Genomic DNA, 17,969 nt, shown 5'->3' on the forward strand with positions numbered 1-17,969 from the left:
CGTTACGCGCCGCCGCGGCACAAGAGGGAGGTACTGCGAGTACCGCGATCGGCCTACCATCGCGGCATGACCGATGCGAAAGAGAACTGGCCGGAGACGCCCTCCGGCGAGCCCATCGACACCGACGCCCTCGCGGAGGGCGAAGGCGGTGGCCCGTACGACGCCGACGGCGTGTTCGAGCCCGAGGACGACGCGGCCGCGGACGACGAGGACGACCCCGGAATCTGAACCGACCACGAGCTGTCCCCTCCCGTTCACCCTGCCCCTCTTGTCCCCCGGCCTTGTACCCCACTAGGGTGTGGTCCAGGAGCCAGTCCCGAGCTGGCGGAGGGGCGGCCTCGTCGCGCCTTCACCGGGGAAGGACCGGCTGCACAACTGGGGAGGGGTGCAGCGTGACGACCTACGAGACGCCGATCGGGAACGCGCCGAAACCGGGACAGGACATCCATCTGGTGAGATGGATCCGGTCCGCGGACGGCTGGAGCAGCGAGACCGTGCTCTGCACGTATCTGGCGGGGACGCCCTCGCATTGGGTGGTGGAACGGCACGGCGAGCGCGTGAGCCTCGACCGGGCCGAGTGGGCGCAGTTCGCGTTCTGACCCGCCTCTAGACGCCCTCTCGCGTTCCACGTTACTTTCCCGCCATCGGCCGGACCGACCGGCCACGGGGAGGACGTGCGATGCCGATCGAGGGAGTGCCGGGAGCGGGGTTCACCCCGGAGCAGATGCGGGAGGCGCTGGAGCGCATCTCCACGCCCGACGAGCTGGCGACGGCTTTCGGGACATTCGAGTTCGTCGACGGCGTGCCGCGCAGCGGGTCGGTCGCGGCGATCTACGACGCGCTCGACGTCATGCGCGCCGCGGAGGCGTTCCTGGTCGGGATCCCCGGCGCCTCGCTCGTGGCGATGCGCGCCGGCCTGCGCAGCGCGGGCGTCACCTCGCCGGACCTGATCGGGTACACCGATCCGCGCGCGAACTCCGGCGGCTACTACCTCACGCCCAACACCGAGACGACGTACGGGACCACCTTCCTCGACCTCCGGGCCTGGGGGCCGACGGTGATCGAGGCGCCGCCGCAGTCGCTGTGCGTCATCGACGACTTCTGGTTCCGCTACGTCACGGACATGGGCATCCCCGGACCGGATCGGGGCGAGGGCGGTTCGTATCTGTTCCTGCCGCCCGGGTACGACGGCGACGCGCCGGAGGGCTACTTCGTGTCGCGGCCGGCCACCTTCACGAACTGGGTGGTGCTGCGGACGCTCGGCGGCGTCCCGACGATGAAGACGACCCGCATCTACCCGCTCTCCGAGGCCGGCTCGCCGCGCGAGAACACCTTCGTGAACATCGCGGACGTGCCGCAGAACTCGGTGCACTCGAACGACCTCGACTTCTTCCGGGAGATCGACCAGCTCATCCAAGAGGAGCCGCCCGAGGCGCTCGACCCGGAGCGCGCGGGGATCTTCGCCGCGCTCGGCCTGGTGCGCGGGAGGCCGTTCGCGCCGGACGAGCACCGCGCGCGTCTCCTGGACGCCGGGGCGCGGCTGGGGGCGGCGATCGCGCGCGCCATCGTGTTCGCCCCGCGCGACCCCGCCGCGTTCTTCTGGGAGGGGAGGTCGTGGAAGAACGCCTTCGTCGGCGGCAGCTCCGAGTTCCTCCGCGACGGTGTGCGGCTCCTGGACGCGCGGACGCAGTTCCACTACTTCGCCACGGTGATCACTCCGGCGATGGCCCACGCCCAGGTCGGCGCGGGCTCGGCGTACGCGTACACCGCGGAAGACGGCGACGGCCGCACGCTCGACGGCGGCGCCACCTACACCCTCCGCATCCCGGCGGACCCGCCCGCGAAGAACTTCTGGTCGATCGACCTCTACGACACGCAGACGCGTTCGCTGCTCCAGCTCCCGGACAACCCGCACCCGGCGCTGTCCAGTCTCGCGGGCACGCTCCAGCAGGAGCACGACGGCTCGTTCCTGCTCTGGTTCGGTCCGCACGCTCCCGCGGGGCGCGAGTCGAACTGGGTGGGAACCGTGCCGGGCAAGTCGTGGTTCCCGATGTTCCGCCTCTACGGGCCGCTCGCGCCGTGGTTCGACGGCAGCTGGCGGCTCCCGGAGCTCGAACGTGTGACCGAGCCGATCGACTAGCTGCTCACAGCCCCGCCCGCGCCGCCAGCAGCTCCACCGCCACCCGCCAGTCCCGCGCCGGGATGCCGTCGCCGGTCTCCTCCTCGCCGGGCGGCCGCGCCACGAACGACGGCCACGGGTCGCCGGGGATGTGCGACTCCTCGACCAGGCCGAGGTAGTCGCCGCCGAAGTACACCTCCCATGCCGCCGTCGCGGTCGGGCTGTACATGAGCGTGAGCGGGAGCGTGCCGTAGGTGTACACGGCGTGCTGGTGGGCCAGTTCCTTCCCGGTCATGTCCGCCTCCACGTCCTGGCCCTCCATCTCCTGTTCGAAGCGTAAGCGCGTCGGGCGTCCGGCGGAAGGGATTGCTACGCCACGAAGCGGCCGTCGCCCTCGACGCCCTCGTCGTGGGTCACCGCGACCGCCTCGGCGACGACGTCGCGCATCCGTCCGCGCCGGGCGAGGGCGCTCCGCTGCCGGCCGGCGCCGCCTCCGCTGCGCAGGATCCGGTCCACCCCGCTGCGCACCAGCTCCAGGTCGCCGTAGCTGTCCAGCGCGCGCGCCGTGTGGGTGAGCAGGGCGTCGAGGGCCGCGATCGCCGTTCCCTCGCGACCGGTCACGGGATGCGGCAGTTTGCCGCCGACCCCGGTCAGCGCCGCCTGCCACTCGGCCAGCCGCAGGGCGGCGGAGGGCGTCGCGAGCGGCGCGACGCCCGAGCGCCACTCGCCGACGGCGGTGTCGACGAGGGCGCGCACCAGCGCGGCCAGCACGACCGTGTCGCGGGCGTCGAGGCAGACGTCGGCGACCCGGATCTCCACGGTCGGCTGCTTGTGCGAGACCCGGGCGTCCAGGTAGAGCATCGCCTTGTCGAGGATGACCCCGGTCTCCACGAGCAGCCGCTCGAACCGGTCGTAGGCCTCCACCGACCCGAACACGTCGGTGGGACCGGCGCTCTGCCACTGGTGCCAGGCCACGAACCGGTAGCTGGCGTGCCCGGTGTCGACGCCGCCGACGAACGGCGAGTTGGCGGTGAGCGCCAGCAGCGCAGGCAGCCAGGTGCGGATGCGGTCGAGGACGGCGACGCCCTCCTCGCGGGAGTGGATCACGACGTGCACATGGCAGCCGCAGACCAGCGTGCCCTTCGCCGTGAGCCCGTACCTGGCCATCATCTGGTCGTAGCGCGGGTCCGGTGTGGCGTGCGGGCGCAGCGGCAGCGGCGACATCGCGACCGCCACCGCCCTGGCGCCGTGCCGGCGGGCGAGCGTGTCGGCGAGCGTGCGGCCCTCCACGATGTCCGCGTACAGGTCGTGCGTGGTCAGCCGCGGGAGCGTCTGGGTCTCGATCATCTCCTGCTGGATCTCGGCGCCGAGCCGGAGCTCGGTCCCGGCGGGGGCGTCCGCCAGCGCGTACGGGGCGACCGGAGTCGCGATCCCGCGTTCATCGACCAGGAGGAGCTCTTCCTCCACCCCGAAAGTCCTCACGGAACCACTATCGGTGAGGGGTCCTCAGGGAGCAATACCCCGAATCCCGTGAATCCGCCCAGCGCGGCTCAGACCGGGAGGGCGACCCGCCGCTCCAGCACCTGCCCCGGCCAGTCCCCCACCAGGAACGGGTCGGTGCGCGTGTACCCGCACGACTCGTACCAGCGCACCAGGTCGCCGGTCCCGCCCGCGTAGCAGTCGACCCGCAGTTTCCCGACCCCCGCGGCGAGCGCCTCCTGGTGGGCGAAGTCCAGCAGTGCCCGGCCGGTCCCTTTGGCGCGGGGGTCGCGGGAGCCGATCAGGACGCGCACGTACAGCTCCGGCTCGGTGGCGGCCGGCACGTACTCGGTCGCCGCCCCGAGCGCGAGGAAGCCCACGACGCCCGCCTCCGGGTGCTCGGCGATCCACGTCCCCGGCTCGGCGACCCAGCCCTGCACGCGCGTCACCTGCTCCGGCCGCTCCGAGAACGGCTGCGTGCCCCACTGACCGGTGTTCCCGATGGTGACGAACCAGGCGATCGCGTCGTCGAACAGGCGCAGCACGGCGTCGGCGTCGGCGGGCCGCGCCGGGCGGATGGAGGTCATGCTCCCATCCTGCTGCATCGCTGCCTACACTCGCGGCATGACGGATGACGACCTGAGCGCCGGGTGGACCCTGGCGCTGTCCGGCGAGCGCGCGCCGATCGAGCGCGCTCTGGCGGCGGGCAGCCGCCTGCCGGGACCCCGGGCGAACCTCGAACTGGCGGGACGCTTCGCGGAGACCGTCGCGGAGGCGCCGGGCGACCGCGCCGCCGCGATCGTGGTGCTGGCGGGCTGGCTAGCCGCGCCGCCGCGCCTGGCCGCGCCCCTCCCCGCCGGGACGGAGGAGTTCCTGCCGGCGTGCGCGGCGCTCGCGGCCGGTGCCGTGGCCGCGCGTGCGGTGGCGGACGGCGGAACGCTCCCCGACGACGCGGTCGGCCTCCTCACGACCGCGGCCGGCGACGACCGCTGGCGCGTCCGCGAGCTCGCCGCGACCGGCCTGCAGCGCGTCCTCGCCGCCGACTGGACCGCCGGCCTGCGACAGGCCGAGGTGTGGCTGCGCTCCGCCGACCCGCTGCGGATGCGTGCAGCGGTCGCCGCCGTCGCCGAGCCTCCCCTGCTCCGCGACCCGCGGCACGCCGCGGACGCCGCCACCGTGGTGACCGCGGCCTGCGACGCTCTGCTCGCCCTCCCTGCCCCGCAGCGGCGCGCCGACGACGTGCGCGTCCTGCGCAAGGCGCTCGGCTACGCGATCAGCGTGGTCGCGGCCGCCGACCCGGAGGCCGGCCTTCCGCTGCTGCAGCGCCTCGCGGCCTCCGCCGACCCCGACGCCCGCTGGCTCGCCCGCGAGAACCTCGCGAAGGCGCGCCTGAAGCCGTTCGCCGACCGTCTCGCGGCGGCGCGGGAGGCCGTCGGCTAGCGGGCCAGCGCCTGCTCGACGTCGGCGAGCAGGTCCGCGACGTCCTCGATCCCGACCGACAGCCGGATGACGTTGTCCGGGACCTCCAGCTCGGTGCCGCGCACCGACGCGTGCGTCATCTCCGACGGGTAGCCGATCAGCGACTCCACGCCGCCGAGCGACTCCGCGAGCTGGAACACCTCGGTCGACTCCGCGAACCGCCTGGCCGCCGCCGCTCCCCCGCTCAGCGCGACCGACAGCATGCCGCCGAAGCCGCTCATCTGCCGGGCGGCGAGGTCGTGGCCGGGGTGATCCGGGAGGCCCGGGTAGTACACCGTGTCGATCCCCGGACGGCCGACCAGCGCCTCCGCGATGGCCTGCGCGTTCTCGCTGTGCCGCTTCATCCGCACGTCGAGCGTCTTGATGCCGCGGACCGTCAGCCAGGCGTCCATCGGCGCCGAGACCGCTCCCGCGGCGAACTGGATGAACTGCGCCTTCTCGGCGAGCTCGGCGTCCGCGAACACCAGCGCGCCGCCGATCACGTCGGAGTGGCCGCCGAGGTACTTCGTGGTGGAGTGCACCACCACGTCCGCGCCGAACGACAGCGGCTGCTGGAGGGCGGGCGACGCGAACGTGTTGTCCACGACGACCAGCGCCCCCGCGGCGTGACCCAGCTCGACCAGCGCGGCGAGGTCGCTGACCTTCATCAGCGGGTTGCTCGGGGTCTCGATCCACAGCACGCGGGTCCGGTCGGTCCCGAGCGCGGCCCGGACGGCGTCCAGGTCGCCGAGGTCGACGGTCGTGTTGCGCACGTCCCAGGCCCCGTGGATGCGGTTGATGAGCCGGTGCGTGCCGCCGTAGACGTCGTTGCCGAGCACGACGTGGTCGCCCGGGCGCAACACGGCGCGCAGCAGCGCGTCCTCCGCCGCCAGGCCGGAGGCGAACGACAGCGCGCTCACGCCGCCCTCCAGGGAGGCCAGCAGCGACTCCAGCGACGTGCGCGTCGGGTTGCCCGCGCGCCCGTACTCGTAGCCGCCGCGGAGGCCGCCGACGCCGTCCTGGACGAACGTCGAGGTCTGGTAGATCGGCGGGATGATCGCGCCCGTGGTCGGGTCGAACTCCTGGCCGACGTGGATGGCGCGCGTGGCGAAACCGTGGGTCATCGGGATCCTTACGTCGATGCGGTGGTCTGGGGTGCGAGCTATTCGCTCAGGTAGGTGAGGAGGTCCTGCCGGGTGAGCACGGCGACGGGCTTGCCGTCCTCCGTGACCAGCAGCGCGTTCGCGACGGCGAGCGCGGCCCGCGCCGCGGTGACCGGCTCGTTGACGCCGATCAGCGGCAGCGGCTCGCCCAGGTGCGCCCCGACCGGGTCGCTCATCCTGGCGCGCCCGCCGAACACGGCGTCGACCAGCGAGCGCTCGTCGAGCGCCCCGGCGACCTCGCCCATGACGACCGGCGGCTCCGCCGTCAGCACGGGGAGCTGCGAGACGCCGTACGTGTTCATGATCTCGATGGCGTCGTGCACGGTGTCGGACGGGTGCGCGTGCACGAGGTCCGGCAGGTCGCCGCGCTTGGTGCGGATGACGTCGTGCACGGTCGCCTCGTCGGGCACCTCGCTGAAGCCGTAGGAGCGCATCCACTTGTCGTTGAAGATCTTCGCCAGGTAGCCGCGGCCGCCGTCCGGGAGGATGACCACCACGATGTCGTCGGCGGTGAGGTCCTTCGCGGCGCGGAGGGCGGCGACCACGGCCATGCCGCTGGAGCCGCCGACGAGGATGCCCTCCTCGCGGGCGAGCCGCCTGGTCATGTGGAACGACTCGGCGTCGCTGACCGGGATGACCTCGTCCACCACGCTGGGGTCGTAGGCGCCGGGCCAGAAGTCCTCGCCCACGCCCTCCACGAGGTACGGCCGGCCGGTGCCGCCGGAGTAGACCGAGCCCTCCGGGTCGGCGCCGACGATGCGGACGCGGCCGTCGGAGACCTCCTTGAGGTAGCGCCCGGTCCCGGTGATGGTGCCGCCGGTGCCGACGCCCGCCACCAGGTGGGTGATGCGGCCGTCGGTGTCGCGCCAGATCTCCGGACCGGTGGTCTCGTAGTGGCTGCGCGGCCCGTTCGGGTTGAAGTACTGGTTGGGCTTGAACGCCCCGGGGATCTCCGCCGCCAGCCGGTCGGACACCGAGTAGTAGGAGTCGGGATCCTCCGGAGCCACGGAGGTGGGCGTCACCACGATCTCCGCGCCGTAGGCGGTGAGCACGTTGCGCTTGTCCTCGCCCACCTTGTCGGGCAGCACGAACACGCAGCGGTAGCCGCGCTGCTGGGCGACGAGCGCGAGGCCCACGCCGGTGTTGCCGCTCGTCGGCTCCACGATGGTCCCGCCGGGCTTCAGCAGCCCCTCGGCCTCCGCCGCGTCGAGGATGCGGGAGGCGATGCGGTCCTTCGACGAACCTCCGGGGTTCAGGTACTCGAGTTTGACGAGCACCGTCGCCGCGATTCCGTCGGTCAGCCTGTTGAGCTTCACGAGCGGAGTGTCGCCGACCAAGTCGATGATGGTCTCTGCGTACTTCACGCGGTCCACCGTAACAGGGCGGTTGCGGGGTTGCCGGTGTATTACCCCGCTCCTTCGCGCCCGCTCTCGACCGGCTAGTCTGAAATCATGCGTATCACTGGCGTGGATCTGGCACGCGGCTTCGCCCTCCTCGGTGTGTTCGTCGCACACACGGCCCCGATAGGACCGGGCAGCCCGCCAACACTCCGCTGGCTCACCATCGCGGATCACGCCACCACACCGCTGTTCACCGTGCTGCTCGGCGTCTCCGCCGGCCTGGCGACGCGGCGCGTTCTGGAGACACCGGGCGGGGTGAGGATCGCAGTGCGACGCGCCTTCTCGATCCGCGGTGTTCTCTTGGTCGTGCTCGGATTGCTGGCCGGTCTGGCAGGGGCGATGGTCATTCCGATCGTCCACTACCTCGGCGCGGTCACGCTTCTCCTCGTTCCCGCCCTCTTCCTGCGCACGCGCTGGCTGGTCCTCCTGTCAGGGGCCTGTCTCATCCTGAGTGCGTTCGCTATCGGACCCGCCACCACCCTCCGGGCCGCGCTCGTGAGGGAGGCCGCGCTCGCGGACTCGTGGGGTCTCGATCTGGCCCAGACCCTGGTCGGCTTCTTCGCCACGGACTACGGCTATCGAGTGAGCACCCTCCTCGTCTGGGCGTTGGCCGGGCTGGCGATCTCCAGGGTCGCGCTCACGGGCCGACGTCGCCTTCTCGCACTCGGTTCGACCGGCGTAGTTCTCCTCTGCGCCGCCGTCGCCGCCTCGACCATGACCCTCGGGACGCTCGAACCGCACAGCGGCTCGGCCCCCGAGCTCCTGAAGGGCCTCGGCCTGGCCTGCCTCGCTATCACCGTCTGCTGCGGCCTGGCCTCGACGCCCGTCATCCGCGCCCTGACACCCGTGACCGCGCTGGGCAGCATGACCTTGACGTTCTACCTCGCCCACATCGCCGCGCTCGGCCTGTGGACACGACTGACCGGGATGTCGGACGACAAATGGTCGATCCTCTTGGCGTTGAGCGTCGGCTCGCTCCTCGCCGCCTGGCTCATCCGGCGTCGCTGGCGTCGCGGCCCGATGGAATGGCTGATCGCCCTGGCCGCCTCACCGCGACTCGGCCGGCGCCCGGCCCCCGCCTAGACTTTCCCCCATGCCCGTGTCCGATCTCTCCCCCGTCGCTCAGGACTACCTGAAGCTGATCTGGTCGGCGACCGAGTGGTCGGGCGACCCCATCACCGTCAAGCAGCTCTCGGAGCGGATGGGCGTGCGCGCCGCGACGGTGTCCGACGGCATCCGCCGGCTCGCCGACCAGGGCCTGGTCGTGCACGAGCCGTACGGCGCGATCGAGCTCACCGACGACGGCCGCCGCGGAGCGGTCGCGATGGTGCGCAGGCACCGGCTGATCGAGACGTTCCTGGTGGAGGAGCTCGGCTACGGCTGGGACGAGGTGCACGACGAGGCCGAGGTGCTGGAGCACGCCGTCTCGGACGAGCTCGTCGCCCGCATCGACCGCCGGCTCGGCTTCCCGGCCCGCGACCCGCACGGCGACCCCATCCCGACCGCGGACGGCACGCCGCGGCGGCCGGACGCCGTCCCGCTGCTGACCGCGCCCACGGGCGTCCCGCTCACCGTCGCGCGCATCTCCGATGCCGACCCCGCCGTCCTCCGCTACCTCGGCGAGCGCGGCATCGGCCTGGACGCCGAGCTGACCGTGGACGAGCACCGCGCCTTCGCGGGCGACGTGACGGTGCACCTCGGGGACGCCGCGGTCGTCCTCGGCGCGACGGCCGCCGCGGCCGTCTGGGTCGCCGGAGCCTGACCGCTCACTGCGGCAGCAGCGTCAATGCCACCAGTGCGAGGTTGAGCACCACGACGAGCCCCGCGACGCCCCAGCCGACGACCCGCACCCAGCCGGAGTCCGCCCGCTCCCCCATCACCGCGCGCGACCCGGTCAGCCGCAGCAGCGGGATCATCGCGAACGGGATGCCGAGGCTCAGGAACACCTGCGACAGCACCAGCGCCCAGGTCGGGTCGGCGCCGAGCCACAGGATGACGACGGCCGGGATGAGCGTGACGATCCGCCGGGCGAGCAGCGGCACCCGGACCCGCAGCAGGCCGCTCATGATGGTGGCGCCCGCGTAGCTCCCGACCGAGGTCGACGCCAGGCCGGACGCCAGCAGCCCGACCGCGAAGATCACGCCGATCGCCGGCCCGAGCGCCGCGCTGATCGCGGCGTGCGCTCCCTCGATCGTGTCGGTCCCCGCGACCCCGGGCAGCGCCGCCGCGGCGAGCAGCAGCATCGCGAGGTTGACCGCACCGGCCAGCACCAGCGCGAGCACGACGTCCAGCCGGGTGGCCCGGAGCAGCGTGCGGGTCCGCCCCTCGTCGCCTCCTTCGCCGTGCCGGTCGCGGGCGAGCGCCGAGTGCAGGTAGATCGCGTGCGGCATGACTGTCGCGCCGAGCATGCTCGCGGCCAGCAGCACGGTCGGCGCTCCGTCGAAGCGCGGCACCAGCCCGGATGCCGCCGCCCTCCAGTCCACCGGGCTCACGACCAGCCCGGCCAGGAAGCCCACCGCGATCACGCCGAGCAGCACCAGGACGACCGCCTCGAACGGCCGCTGCCCGCCATGCGTCTGCACGGCGAGCAGGGCGATGGCGGCGACGCCGACGATGAGGCCGCCGACCGGGAGCGGGAGCCCGAACAGGAGGTTCAGCGCGATGGCCCCGCCGATCACCTCGGCGATGTCGGTGGCGGCGGCGACCAGCTCGGCCTGCGCCCAGTACGCCCGCCGCGCCCCCGTGCCCAACCGGGCGCCGAGGAGTTCGGGGAGGCTGCGGCCGGTGACGATGCCGAGCTTCGCGGACTGGTACTGCACGAAGACCGCGATCCCGTTCGCCGCGACGAGCACCCAGACCAGGAGGTAGCCGTAGCGCGCGCCCGCGGTGAGGTTGGCCGCGACGTTGCCCGGGTCGACGTACGCGATCGCGGCGACGAAGGCCGGGCCGAGCAGGAACCACAGGCGCAGGCGGGACCGCGCGGGCCGCTCGACGACCTCCAGCGCCACGGTGACCCTCCCCGCCCTCACTCCATTGTTAGCCCAGCCTAACAACGATCGAAGGGCACGTAAACGCCCCTAAGAACGCGTTTTAGGGGCGTTTACGTGCCCCTCGGCGGTGGGAGTGCCCGTCAGTCGCGGTCGAGGATGGCGGTCTCGGTCTGCTCGCGGTACAGGCGGGCATAGACGCCGCCGACCTCCAGCAGCTCGCGGTGCGTCCCGCGCTCGACCACCTGCCCGTGGTCGATCACGAAGATGACGTCCGCGGCGACGATCGTGGACAGCCGGTGCGCGATCGCGATGGTCGTGCGCCCGCGGGAAGCCGTGTCCAGCGCCTGCTGCACCACCCGCTCCGAGATGGTGTCGAGCGCGCTCGTCGCCTCGTCGAGGATGAGCACCTCGGGGTCCTTCAGCAGCACCCGCGCGATCGCGATGCGCTGCTTCTCGCCGCCCGACAGCCGGTAGCCGCGCTCCCCCACGATCGTGTCGTAGCCGTCGGGGAAGCTCACGATCGTCTCGTGGATGTTCGCCCGCCTCGCCGCGGCCTCCAGCTCCTCCTGCGTCGCGTCCGGCCGCGCATAGCGGAGGTTCTCGGCGATGCTCGCGTGGAAGAGGTACGTCTCCTGGCTGACCACGCCGATGTGGGAGACCAGCGAGTCCTGCTGCAGCTCGCGCAGGTCGGTGTCCCCGAATAGGATGCGCCCGGATGTCGTGTCGTAGAACCGCGGGATGAGGTAGCTCACCGTGGTCTTGCCCGCGCCGCTCGGCCCGACGAACGCGGCGAACTCGCCCGGCTCGATCGTGAACGACACGTCGTCCAGGGTGTTGCGCTCCCCCGGCCGGGCGTCCGGGTAGCGGAACACCACATGGTCGAACTCGATGCGCCCCAGGTCGCGGCCCGGGTCGACCGGCACGGCGTCCGGCCGGTCGGCGATGGCCGGCTTCAGGTCGAGGTACTCGAAGATCCGGGCGAACAGGGCGCCGGAGGTCTGCAGGTCGAGCGCCACCCGCATGAGCGCGAGCAGCGGGAACAGCAGCCGCGCCTGCACCGTCGTGAACGCGACGATCGTGCCGGCGGTGATGTCCGTCGCCCCGCCGAGGATCAGCCAGCCCGAGACCAGGTAGACGATCGCCGGGATGGACGACAGGAAGATGTTCACCATCGCGAAGAACCACTGCCCGCTCATCGACTGCGACACCTGCAGCCGGATCTGGGTGCGGTTCTCGTCCGAGTAGCGCTCGATCTCCGCCTGCTGCCGGTTGAAGCTCTTCGAGAGCAGGATGCCGGACACGCTCAGCGTCTCCTGCGTGATCGCCGTCATGTCCGACAGCGACTCCTGCGTCCGGGTCGCGATCCGCGCGCGCACCTGGCCGACCCGGCGCTGGGCGATCACCAGGATGGGCATCAGGATGACCGCCACGATGGTGAGCTGCCAGTTCAGCAGCAGCATCGCCACCAGCGCCGCGATCACCGTCACGGTGTTGCCGAGGATGCTCGACATCGTGTTGGTGAGCACGTTCGCGACGCCGCCCACGTCGTTCTGCAGCCGCGACTGGATGATGCCGGTCTTGGTCTTGGTGAAGAAGCTCAGCTCCATCGACTGCAGGTGCGAGAACAGCCGCACCCGCAGCGCGCCCATCACCTTGTTGCCGACCGACGAGGTCAGGTAGGTCTGCCAGACGCCGAGCAGCGCCGAGCCGACGAAGACCACGATCATCACCACGACGATCTCGATCAGCACCGGCATGTCCGGCGTTCCGGACTTCGGGAACAGCCCGTGGTCGAAGGCGCGCTGGGTGAGCAACGGCGGGACGACCGACAGCGCCGCGCCGATGAGCACCAGCACCATCGTCGTGATGATGGCGGCCTTGTGCGCGGCGAACAGCGACACGATCCGGCGGAACAGGTGCGGGATGCGCGGGGCTTCCGCGTTCAGCGCTCGCTGTGCGGCCGCGTCGCCGCCGCTGACCCGTGAGCGTATGGGGCCGCCGCCTCCGCCCATGCCACGCATTCCGCTCACACCGAAAGCCTACGTCGGCGCTGTGGGCGCGGCTGCCGGGCGCGTTACGCCGTCGGAGGAACGCCCCGGGACGAGGTGGAGGCGGGCGGCAGGCCCCATGCACTGCCACCCGCCTCCGGTCTGTGTCGGCCCTCAGGCCGTGGGGAGCGTCGCCTCCTCCGCGAGGCGCGCCCTCCGCACCCACTGGGAGCGGAGCAGGAACAGGCCGGCGACGACGGCCACGGCGGCGATCACCAGCGGCGTCACGCTGTCGAAGCCCGTGGAGGCCAGCGCGCCGCCGCCCAGCAGGGCGCCACCGCCGCCGAGCGGGCCGAAGGGGTTTCCGTTTCCATACATGCGTCGAAGCTTTCGGTCGTGGGTGGTCGGGACTAGGCCGCGTGGGCCGGCGGAAGGGCCGAGTCGTCTGCGAGCCGGACGGCCCCCGCGGCGATCAGCTCGCCCGCGCGTCCGTCTCCGTAGGGCGACGGGGTCGCGGCCAGCCGGTCGGCGAGCCCCGGCTCGGCGAGGACCTCCGCCGCCGCGGCGGCGATGTCCTCCCCCGGGACGACCAGCCGCGCGAAGCCGGCGTCGACCGACTCCGGGCGCTCGGTGGACCGGCGGACCACCAGGAGCGGCTTCTTCAGGACCGTGACCTCCTCCTGCACGCCGCCGGAGTCAGAGACGATCAGGTCGGCGGTGCGGGCGATGGCCAGGAAGTCGCCGTGGCCGAGCCCGCGCCGCACGTCGAACACGTCGAGCAGGCCGGCGAGCCCGAAGCGGATGGCGGCCGCCTCGGTGCGCGGGTGCAGCGAGAGGATCACGTCGGCGTCGATGCGGCGCAGCCCGTCGAGGACGCGGCGCAGCGCCTCCGGGTCGTCGGTGTTCTCCGGACGGTGGATGGTGGCGAGGACGACCGGCCGGCCCGACGCCGTGCGCTCTGCCGGCGCCGCGTGGGCGAGCGAGTCGAGCGTGGCCTCCACGACGGTGTTCCCGGTGAGTGCGATCCGCTCGGCGGGCACGCCCTCCCGGAGGAGGTTGTCCCGGTTGTCGGTCGTTGCGGCGCAGTGCAGCTCGGCGAGCGCGCAGACCACCAGGCGGTTGAGCTCCTCCGGCATGGCCCGGTCGTAGGAGCGCAGCCCCGCCTCCACGTGCACCACGGGGATGTCGAGGTAGCTGGCGGCCTGCGCCCCGACGGAGGTCGAGTTGGTGTCGCCCTGCACGATCACCGCGGCCGGGCGATGGGCACGGAAGTGGGCCGTGAGCTCGGCGATGCCCTCCGCGATCTGCTCGGCGCGCCCCTTGCCGCTCATGGCGGTGAGCCGCACGTCCGGCTCCCCGATGCCGAGGCCGGAGAAGAACTGGCCGGCCATGCTGTCGTCCCAGTGCTGCCCGGTGTGGATGACCCGGGCGCGGGGGCCGAGCGCCCGGACGACGCTCGCGAGCTTGATGATCTCGGGACGGGTGCCGAGCACGACGGCGATGTCGCCGAGCGAGGTGGGGCGGGTGGACTGCGGACGGGTGGACCGGGGCATGGTGTGCTCCTTCACGGGTGGGTGGTGCGCGGGTGGCGCCGGATGCGATGGTGTCGACTTCCGGGGTCGACACTGCAATTCTTTCGGCCGGTGTTTCAGATTGCGGGTCGGGGCGGGAGCCCTGAGCGGCCGGTGAGTGGCCAGGACCGGCGACGCGAGTGGCGGCACGCGGGGGGCCCCGGCCGTCGAGGGAGGTCGACTGCCGGGGCGGTCCTGCGGCGTGGGGCGCTTACTTCTTCGCGGCCCGCGTGCGGCGACCGATCACCGCACCGGTCGCGCCGAGCAGGCCGAACCCGGCGAGACCCAGCAGCACCGGGACCTCCTGCGCGGCGATGATGACCGTCACGGCGGCGGTCTCGCCGCCCGAGGTGACCGTCAGGTCGTTCTGGCCCTCGGCGAGGCCGGTCGCGGTCAGCGTCCAGGTGCCGTCGGCGCCCACCGTGGTGGTCTCCGGACCGGTCGGAGTGGTCACCTCGACCGTGGCGCCGGGGGTGCCGGTGCCGGAGAACACCGCGGACTTCGCGGCGTCGTCCTTGGAGTCCACCTGCGCCGTGAGCGGGGTCGCCGGGGCCGGCGCGTCGATGGTCACCGGGAGCTGGACCTTCGAGGTGATGGTCGCGCCCTTCTCGTCCTTCACCGGCTGCGACACCGTGACGTCGTTGCTCCCCTCGGCGAGGCCGTCCACCGTGAGCGACCAGGTGCCGTCCGAGCCGACCGTCGCGGTCTTCGCGCCGCCCGGAGCGTCCACGGTCACCGTCGATCCCGGCTCGCCCTTACCGCCGATCGTCACCGTCTTGGCGTCGTCGTCCTTCGCCGTGACGGCCGCGGTGACGGGCTGGATCTCACGGGAGAGGCTGAGGAGGGCTCCCGCCTTCTGCGGAGTCATCGGAGTCGAGTTCGCCGGCCCCGCGGTCTTGACCGCCTTGTAAACGTAGTCGACCTTCACCGAGGAGACGGAACCGGGGAGCTGGACGTCCGCTCCGATGCCCACGTTGTCGTTCGAGCCGACCAGCCGGGAGGCATCCATCGTGAGAGTGTTGGCCTGGAAGCCGGCGCCGACGCCCGTGACAGCGCCGATGAGGGACACCGCGGGAGCGGCCTTGCCGTTGATCTCCTGGATGCGCGGCTCGAGGTAGCCCTTCACCTGCGCACCGGCGCCGTCCTGGAACCCCCAGCCGAAGCTGTAGAGCTTGACGATCGGCTCGGTCACTGCAGAGTCGAAGACGAGGGTCTCGCTGAGGGTGTCGCAGGTCTTGACCGTGCCGAGCGGCGCGAAAGCCGGGATGCAGCCGTCTGCAACCGTGCCCTCCACCATGTGGGAGGTGCCCGCTCCCGAGATCGCGAGTCCCTGCGAGCCGCCGCTCGCGGTGACCTTTCCGGAGTACGGAGCGAGCAGCGGCGCGGAGGTGGCGGAGAAGTTGCCGGTGAGGGCGACCGTGCCGTTGGCGGCCGGGTCCGCCGCCTGGGCGGCGATCGGGTTCAGGAAAGTGACGGCCGCAGTGGCGACGATCGCGCCGGTGCCGGCGAAGAGCGTGCGGGTGGTACGCATGGGTGGTTCCTTTCAAGGCGGGTGGAGCCCGGCGGGTGACCGGGAGCTTCCGGATGAGTGCCGCTCCCTGGGGTGCGGTGATTCGAGTCTTTCGGCTGATATCTGGCGTTGCGGGTGTGGGATGCGGCGATGAGTAGTGGTTGAGCGGCCGGCGTGCACACCGTCCGCGGGCATGAAGAAGCCCCGGCCGTCGTACCCGTGGACGATCGACCGGGGCTTCCCGGGTCGGCCCCCCCACCCGAGGGGGCCGGTGCCGGCGGCGGCACCCGGAGCACGCCGCCGGAACTCTGTCAGCTCGTGCGCGACACGAGCTGTCCTGCCTCGACCGTCTCCGCGTTGCGGATGGTCTTGGCCCAGCCGGTCTGCCGGCGGACGAGCTGGATGACGGCCCGCCAGGCGACCACGTAGATCAGGTAGACGTAGACGAGGTAGCCGAGCCCCCAGCCGGCGGCGGTGCGGAGGTCGGCCTCCCGCTCGCAGCGCAGCCGGTAGAGGAAGCCCCAGATCGCGAACTCGCCGACGCCGATCACGACGTAGACCGCCAGCAGCCAGGCGCCGCCGTGGGCGAGGTAGTCCATCCGTGACCGCGTTGACGATCATCGCGATGACCGGGATCGGGTAGAAGATCGTGCCGAGCACCTGCACCCACGGCTGCAGGAGGAAGTAGGTCAGCTCCATCGCGCCGAGGTTGCCGAGCCGCGAGCTGCCCCAGATCTTCGGGATGTAGCGGAAGCACTGCATGGTGCCCTGCGACCAGCGGGCGCGCTGGACGATGTAGCGGCGGAGCGAGTAGAGCGCCTCCTGGTCGACCCAGGCCGCGGTCGTGTACGCGTTCTTCCAGCCGCCGAGCAGGAAGTGCAGGCCGAGCTCGAAGTCCTCCAGGAGCGAGCCGCGCCAGGGACCCTCGCCCTCGGCGATGGCGTCCAGCGCGGAGAGCCGGGTGAGCTGGCCGTTGCCGCCGACGTTGACGGTGCCGGTGTAGCGGCGGCTCATCTGGATGGCGGAGATCGGGCCGCGGAACTCCAGGTCCTGCATCCGCACGAAGGTGCGGGCGACGAGGTTGGCGAACCGGCCACGGCCCTCCAGCGGCTCCATCACGACGCGGTTGGACATCCGCACCTCGACCTGCACGGCGCCGATCTCGTCGGAGCCGAACAACTCGGGGCCGGCGGCGACCTCCAGCAGGTTGGCGGAGGGCCGGCCGTCCGCGTCCACGACGGCCAGGACGGTCGTCGCGCGGCGCTCGGCGGGGATCGTCTCCCGGATGATCGACCAAGCGTGGTTGAGGGCGTGGGCCTTGCCGGTGCGGGCGTTCGGCCGGCGGCGCTGGATGAGCTCCACGCCGCCCAGGTCGGAGGCGGCACGGCGCACGATGTCGGCGGTGGCGTCCTCGGAGTCGTCGTCGATGACCCAGACGGTCGCCTCCGGGAAGGTCTCGCGGAGGTAGCCGACGGTCTCGCCGATCACGGCCTCCTCGTCGCGGCAGGGCACCACGAAGTGCCACTCGAACGCGGCGGGGTCGCCGTGCTCGTCGGGCGTGCGGCGCACGAAGGGGAGGATGATCGTCACGACGTAGCCGAGGAAGACCGTGCCGGCGACCAGCGAGAAGATGATCGAGATGTCGAGGAGGAGCTGGTGGCTCACGCGGTCACCGCCTGTCCCCGGCGACCGCGGGCGGCGATCCAGAGCATGCCGACCGTGGTCAGCAGCAGGCCGCCGAGCACGATGACCGAGCCGACCAGGGTGTGGCCCCAGCCGAACCCGCTGACGCCGTCGCCGAGGGTCAGCGCGGCGATCACGACCACGCGGACGGTGTTCACAGCCTCCAGCAGCACGGCTCCGACCGTGACGGCGAACAGTGCCCGCGGCACGCTGATCCGGCCGGCCGACAGCAGCGCCGCGGCGATGAGGAGGAACGGGACGAGCAGCAGCACGATGCTGCAGGCGAGGCCGACGGTCATCGAGAAGAGCATCGGGCCGCCGGCGCCGATGGTGAGGGTGGCGTGGTCGCCGAGGACGGCGGAGGCGCCGAGCAGGGCCGGGATGGCGTGCGCGAAGAGGTGCGCCTCCAGCTGGACGGCGCGGTCGAGCAGGACGACGAGCGCGACGGCCGCGCCGGCGAGCAGGGCCGCGAGGACGAGCTGAGGGACGGACGCGCGCCGGCGGCGGCTCGGTGGGATGACGGGTGCGGATGGGCTGTCTGACATTTCGTGCTCCTGCCGGGTGGCTTCCTCCCGCCGGGTGAGCGGGAGTACTTCGATGCAACCAGC

Annotated in this window: 18 protein-coding genes; 6 read left to right on the top strand and 12 right to left on the bottom strand. The window is 72.2% G+C overall.

What is annotated here, in order from left to right; genetic code table 11:
- The first annotated feature begins 66 nt into the window (after positions 1–66).
- The 3 genes from ABCS02_RS18190 to ABCS02_RS18200 all read left to right on the top strand — a co-directional run bounded on the left by ABCS02_RS18190 (position 67) and on the right by ABCS02_RS18200 (position 2,140).
- Positions 67–228 carry a hypothetical protein gene (locus ABCS02_RS18190; RefSeq protein WP_345837077.1) on the top strand — a complete coding sequence of 54 codons (162 nt, stop codon included), beginning with the start codon at positions 67–69 and terminating at the stop codon, positions 226–228.
- 164 nt (positions 229–392) lie between these two features.
- Entirely contained in the window at positions 393–599 is a 207-nt protein-coding gene (locus ABCS02_RS18195; RefSeq protein ID WP_179607925.1) for a hypothetical protein, read from the top strand.
- Between the two features lie 80 nt (positions 600–679).
- Positions 680–2,140, top strand: coding sequence for a DUF1254 domain-containing protein (locus ABCS02_RS18200; RefSeq protein ID WP_345837078.1), 1,461 nt, complete (start codon positions 680–682; stop codon positions 2,138–2,140).
- Positions 2,141–2,144: 4 nt separating this feature from the next.
- On the opposite strand, the gene ABCS02_RS18205 is transcribed toward ABCS02_RS18200, so the two are convergent.
- The 3 genes from ABCS02_RS18205 to ABCS02_RS18215 all read right to left on the bottom strand — a co-directional run bounded on the left by ABCS02_RS18205 (position 2,145) and on the right by ABCS02_RS18215 (position 4,185).
- On the bottom strand, positions 2,145–2,414 hold the full coding sequence (locus tag ABCS02_RS18205) for a hypothetical protein (protein ID WP_185278434.1): 270 nt from the start codon (positions 2,412–2,414) through the stop codon (positions 2,145–2,147).
- Between the two features lie 74 nt (positions 2,415–2,488).
- Positions 2,489–3,601 carry a glutamate--cysteine ligase gene (locus tag ABCS02_RS18210; protein WP_345837079.1) on the bottom strand — a complete coding sequence of 371 codons (1,113 nt, stop codon included), beginning with the start codon at positions 3,599–3,601 and terminating at the stop codon, positions 2,489–2,491.
- Positions 3,602–3,669: 68 nt separating this feature from the next.
- Positions 3,670–4,185, bottom strand: a complete 516-nt coding sequence (locus ABCS02_RS18215) for a GNAT family N-acetyltransferase (RefSeq protein WP_345837080.1) — start codon at positions 4,183–4,185, stop codon at positions 3,670–3,672.
- Positions 4,186–4,222: 37 nt separating this feature from the next.
- On the opposite strand from ABCS02_RS18215, the gene ABCS02_RS18220 reads away from it, so the two are divergent.
- Positions 4,223–5,038, top strand: a complete 816-nt coding sequence (locus ABCS02_RS18220) for a hypothetical protein (RefSeq protein ID WP_345837081.1) — start codon at positions 4,223–4,225, stop codon at positions 5,036–5,038.
- Here ABCS02_RS18220 and ABCS02_RS18225 read toward each other — a convergent pair.
- Together ABCS02_RS18225 and ABCS02_RS18230 are read right to left on the bottom strand one after the other, a co-directional pair.
- A complete protein-coding gene (locus ABCS02_RS18225) occupies positions 5,035–6,180 on the bottom strand; it encodes a cystathionine gamma-synthase (RefSeq protein ID WP_345837082.1) in 1,146 nt (381 codons plus the stop codon). The genes ABCS02_RS18220 and ABCS02_RS18225 overlap by 4 nt on opposite strands.
- 38 nt (positions 6,181–6,218) lie before the next feature.
- Positions 6,219–7,583, bottom strand: coding sequence for a cystathionine beta-synthase (locus ABCS02_RS18230; RefSeq protein ID WP_345837083.1), 1,365 nt, complete (start codon positions 7,581–7,583; stop codon positions 6,219–6,221).
- Positions 7,584–7,670: 87 nt separating this feature from the next.
- On the opposite strand from ABCS02_RS18230, the gene ABCS02_RS18235 reads away from it, so the two are divergent.
- Together ABCS02_RS18235 and ABCS02_RS18240 are read left to right on the top strand one after the other, a co-directional pair.
- The gene (locus tag ABCS02_RS18235; protein ID WP_345837084.1) at positions 7,671–8,702 is read left to right on the top strand and encodes an acyltransferase family protein; all 1,032 of its coding nucleotides are present in this window, start codon (positions 7,671–7,673) and stop codon (positions 8,700–8,702) included.
- Between the two features lie 10 nt (positions 8,703–8,712).
- Positions 8,713–9,381: a metal-dependent transcriptional regulator gene (locus ABCS02_RS18240; RefSeq protein ID WP_345837085.1), complete on the top strand. Its 669-nt coding sequence runs from the start codon at positions 8,713–8,715 to the stop codon at positions 9,379–9,381.
- A 4-nt stretch (positions 9,382–9,385) separates the two neighbouring features.
- Here ABCS02_RS18240 and ABCS02_RS18245 read toward each other — a convergent pair whose 3' ends face one another.
- The 7 genes from ABCS02_RS18245 to ABCS02_RS18275 form a co-directional block, all read right to left on the bottom strand.
- Complete coding sequence (locus tag ABCS02_RS18245) at positions 9,386–10,627, bottom strand: Nramp family divalent metal transporter (RefSeq protein WP_345837086.1); 1,242 nt, start codon at positions 10,625–10,627, stop codon at positions 9,386–9,388.
- 122 nt (positions 10,628–10,749) lie between these two features.
- Positions 10,750–12,630: an ABC transporter ATP-binding protein gene (locus tag ABCS02_RS18250; protein WP_345837338.1), complete on the bottom strand. Its 1,881-nt coding sequence runs from the start codon at positions 12,628–12,630 to the stop codon at positions 10,750–10,752.
- 141 nt (positions 12,631–12,771) lie between these two features.
- Positions 12,772–12,975, bottom strand: a complete 204-nt coding sequence (locus ABCS02_RS18255; protein ID WP_345837087.1) for a hypothetical protein — start codon at positions 12,973–12,975, stop codon at positions 12,772–12,774.
- A gap of 32 nt (positions 12,976–13,007) precedes the next feature.
- A complete protein-coding gene (gene wecB, locus ABCS02_RS18260; protein WP_345837088.1) occupies positions 13,008–14,150 on the bottom strand; it encodes a UDP-N-acetylglucosamine 2-epimerase (non-hydrolyzing) in 1,143 nt (380 codons plus the stop codon).
- A gap of 229 nt (positions 14,151–14,379) precedes the next feature.
- The gene (locus ABCS02_RS18265) at positions 14,380–15,699 is read right to left on the bottom strand and encodes a hypothetical protein (RefSeq protein WP_345837089.1); all 1,320 of its coding nucleotides are present in this window, start codon (positions 15,697–15,699) and stop codon (positions 14,380–14,382) included.
- Positions 15,700–15,711: 12 nt separating this feature from the next.
- Entirely contained in the window at positions 15,712–17,343 is a 1,632-nt protein-coding gene (locus ABCS02_RS18270) for a glycosyltransferase (RefSeq protein WP_345837090.1), read from the bottom strand.
- On the bottom strand, positions 17,340–17,906 hold the full coding sequence (locus ABCS02_RS18275; protein WP_345837091.1) for a hypothetical protein: 567 nt from the start codon (positions 17,904–17,906) through the stop codon (positions 17,340–17,342). The genes ABCS02_RS18270 and ABCS02_RS18275 overlap by 4 nt, the downstream gene beginning before the upstream one ends.
- Positions 17,907–17,969: the final 63 nt, after the last annotated feature.

The sequence above is a fragment of the Microbacterium sp. X-17 genome, assembly GCF_039615055.1.

Excerpts from the sequence above, each read along its gene's own strand:
- ABCS02_RS18190 (WP_345837077.1), top strand. The coding sequence starts at position 67 with ATGACCGATGCGAAAGAGAACTGGCCGGAGACGCCCTCCGGCGAGCCC.
- ABCS02_RS18200 (WP_345837078.1), top strand. The coding sequence starts at position 680 with ATGCCGATCGAGGGAGTGCCGGGAGCGGGGTTCACCCCGGAGCAGATG.
- ABCS02_RS18205 (WP_185278434.1), bottom strand. The coding sequence starts at position 2,414 with ATGACCGGGAAGGAACTGGCCCACCAGCACGCCGTGTACACCTACGGC.
- ABCS02_RS18215 (WP_345837080.1), bottom strand. The coding sequence starts at position 4,185 with ATGACCTCCATCCGCCCGGCGCGGCCCGCCGACGCCGACGCCGTGCTG.
- ABCS02_RS18220 (WP_345837081.1), top strand. The coding sequence starts at position 4,223 with ATGACGGATGACGACCTGAGCGCCGGGTGGACCCTGGCGCTGTCCGGC.
- ABCS02_RS18225 (WP_345837082.1), bottom strand. The coding sequence starts at position 6,180 with ATGACCCACGGTTTCGCCACGCGCGCCATCCACGTCGGCCAGGAGTTC.
- ABCS02_RS18235 (WP_345837084.1), top strand. The coding sequence starts at position 7,671 with ATGCGTATCACTGGCGTGGATCTGGCACGCGGCTTCGCCCTCCTCGGT.
- ABCS02_RS18240 (WP_345837085.1), top strand. The coding sequence starts at position 8,713 with ATGCCCGTGTCCGATCTCTCCCCCGTCGCTCAGGACTACCTGAAGCTG.
- ABCS02_RS18250 (WP_345837338.1), bottom strand. The coding sequence starts at position 12,630 with ATGCGTGGCATGGGCGGAGGCGGCGGCCCCATACGCTCACGGGTCAGC.
- ABCS02_RS18255 (WP_345837087.1), bottom strand. The coding sequence starts at position 12,975 with ATGTATGGAAACGGAAACCCCTTCGGCCCGCTCGGCGGCGGTGGCGCC.
- wecB (WP_345837088.1), bottom strand. The coding sequence starts at position 14,150 with ATGCCCCGGTCCACCCGTCCGCAGTCCACCCGCCCCACCTCGCTCGGC.
- ABCS02_RS18265 (WP_345837089.1), bottom strand. The coding sequence starts at position 15,699 with ATGCGTACCACCCGCACGCTCTTCGCCGGCACCGGCGCGATCGTCGCC.
- ABCS02_RS18275 (WP_345837091.1), bottom strand. The coding sequence starts at position 17,906 with ATGTCAGACAGCCCATCCGCACCCGTCATCCCACCGAGCCGCCGCCGG.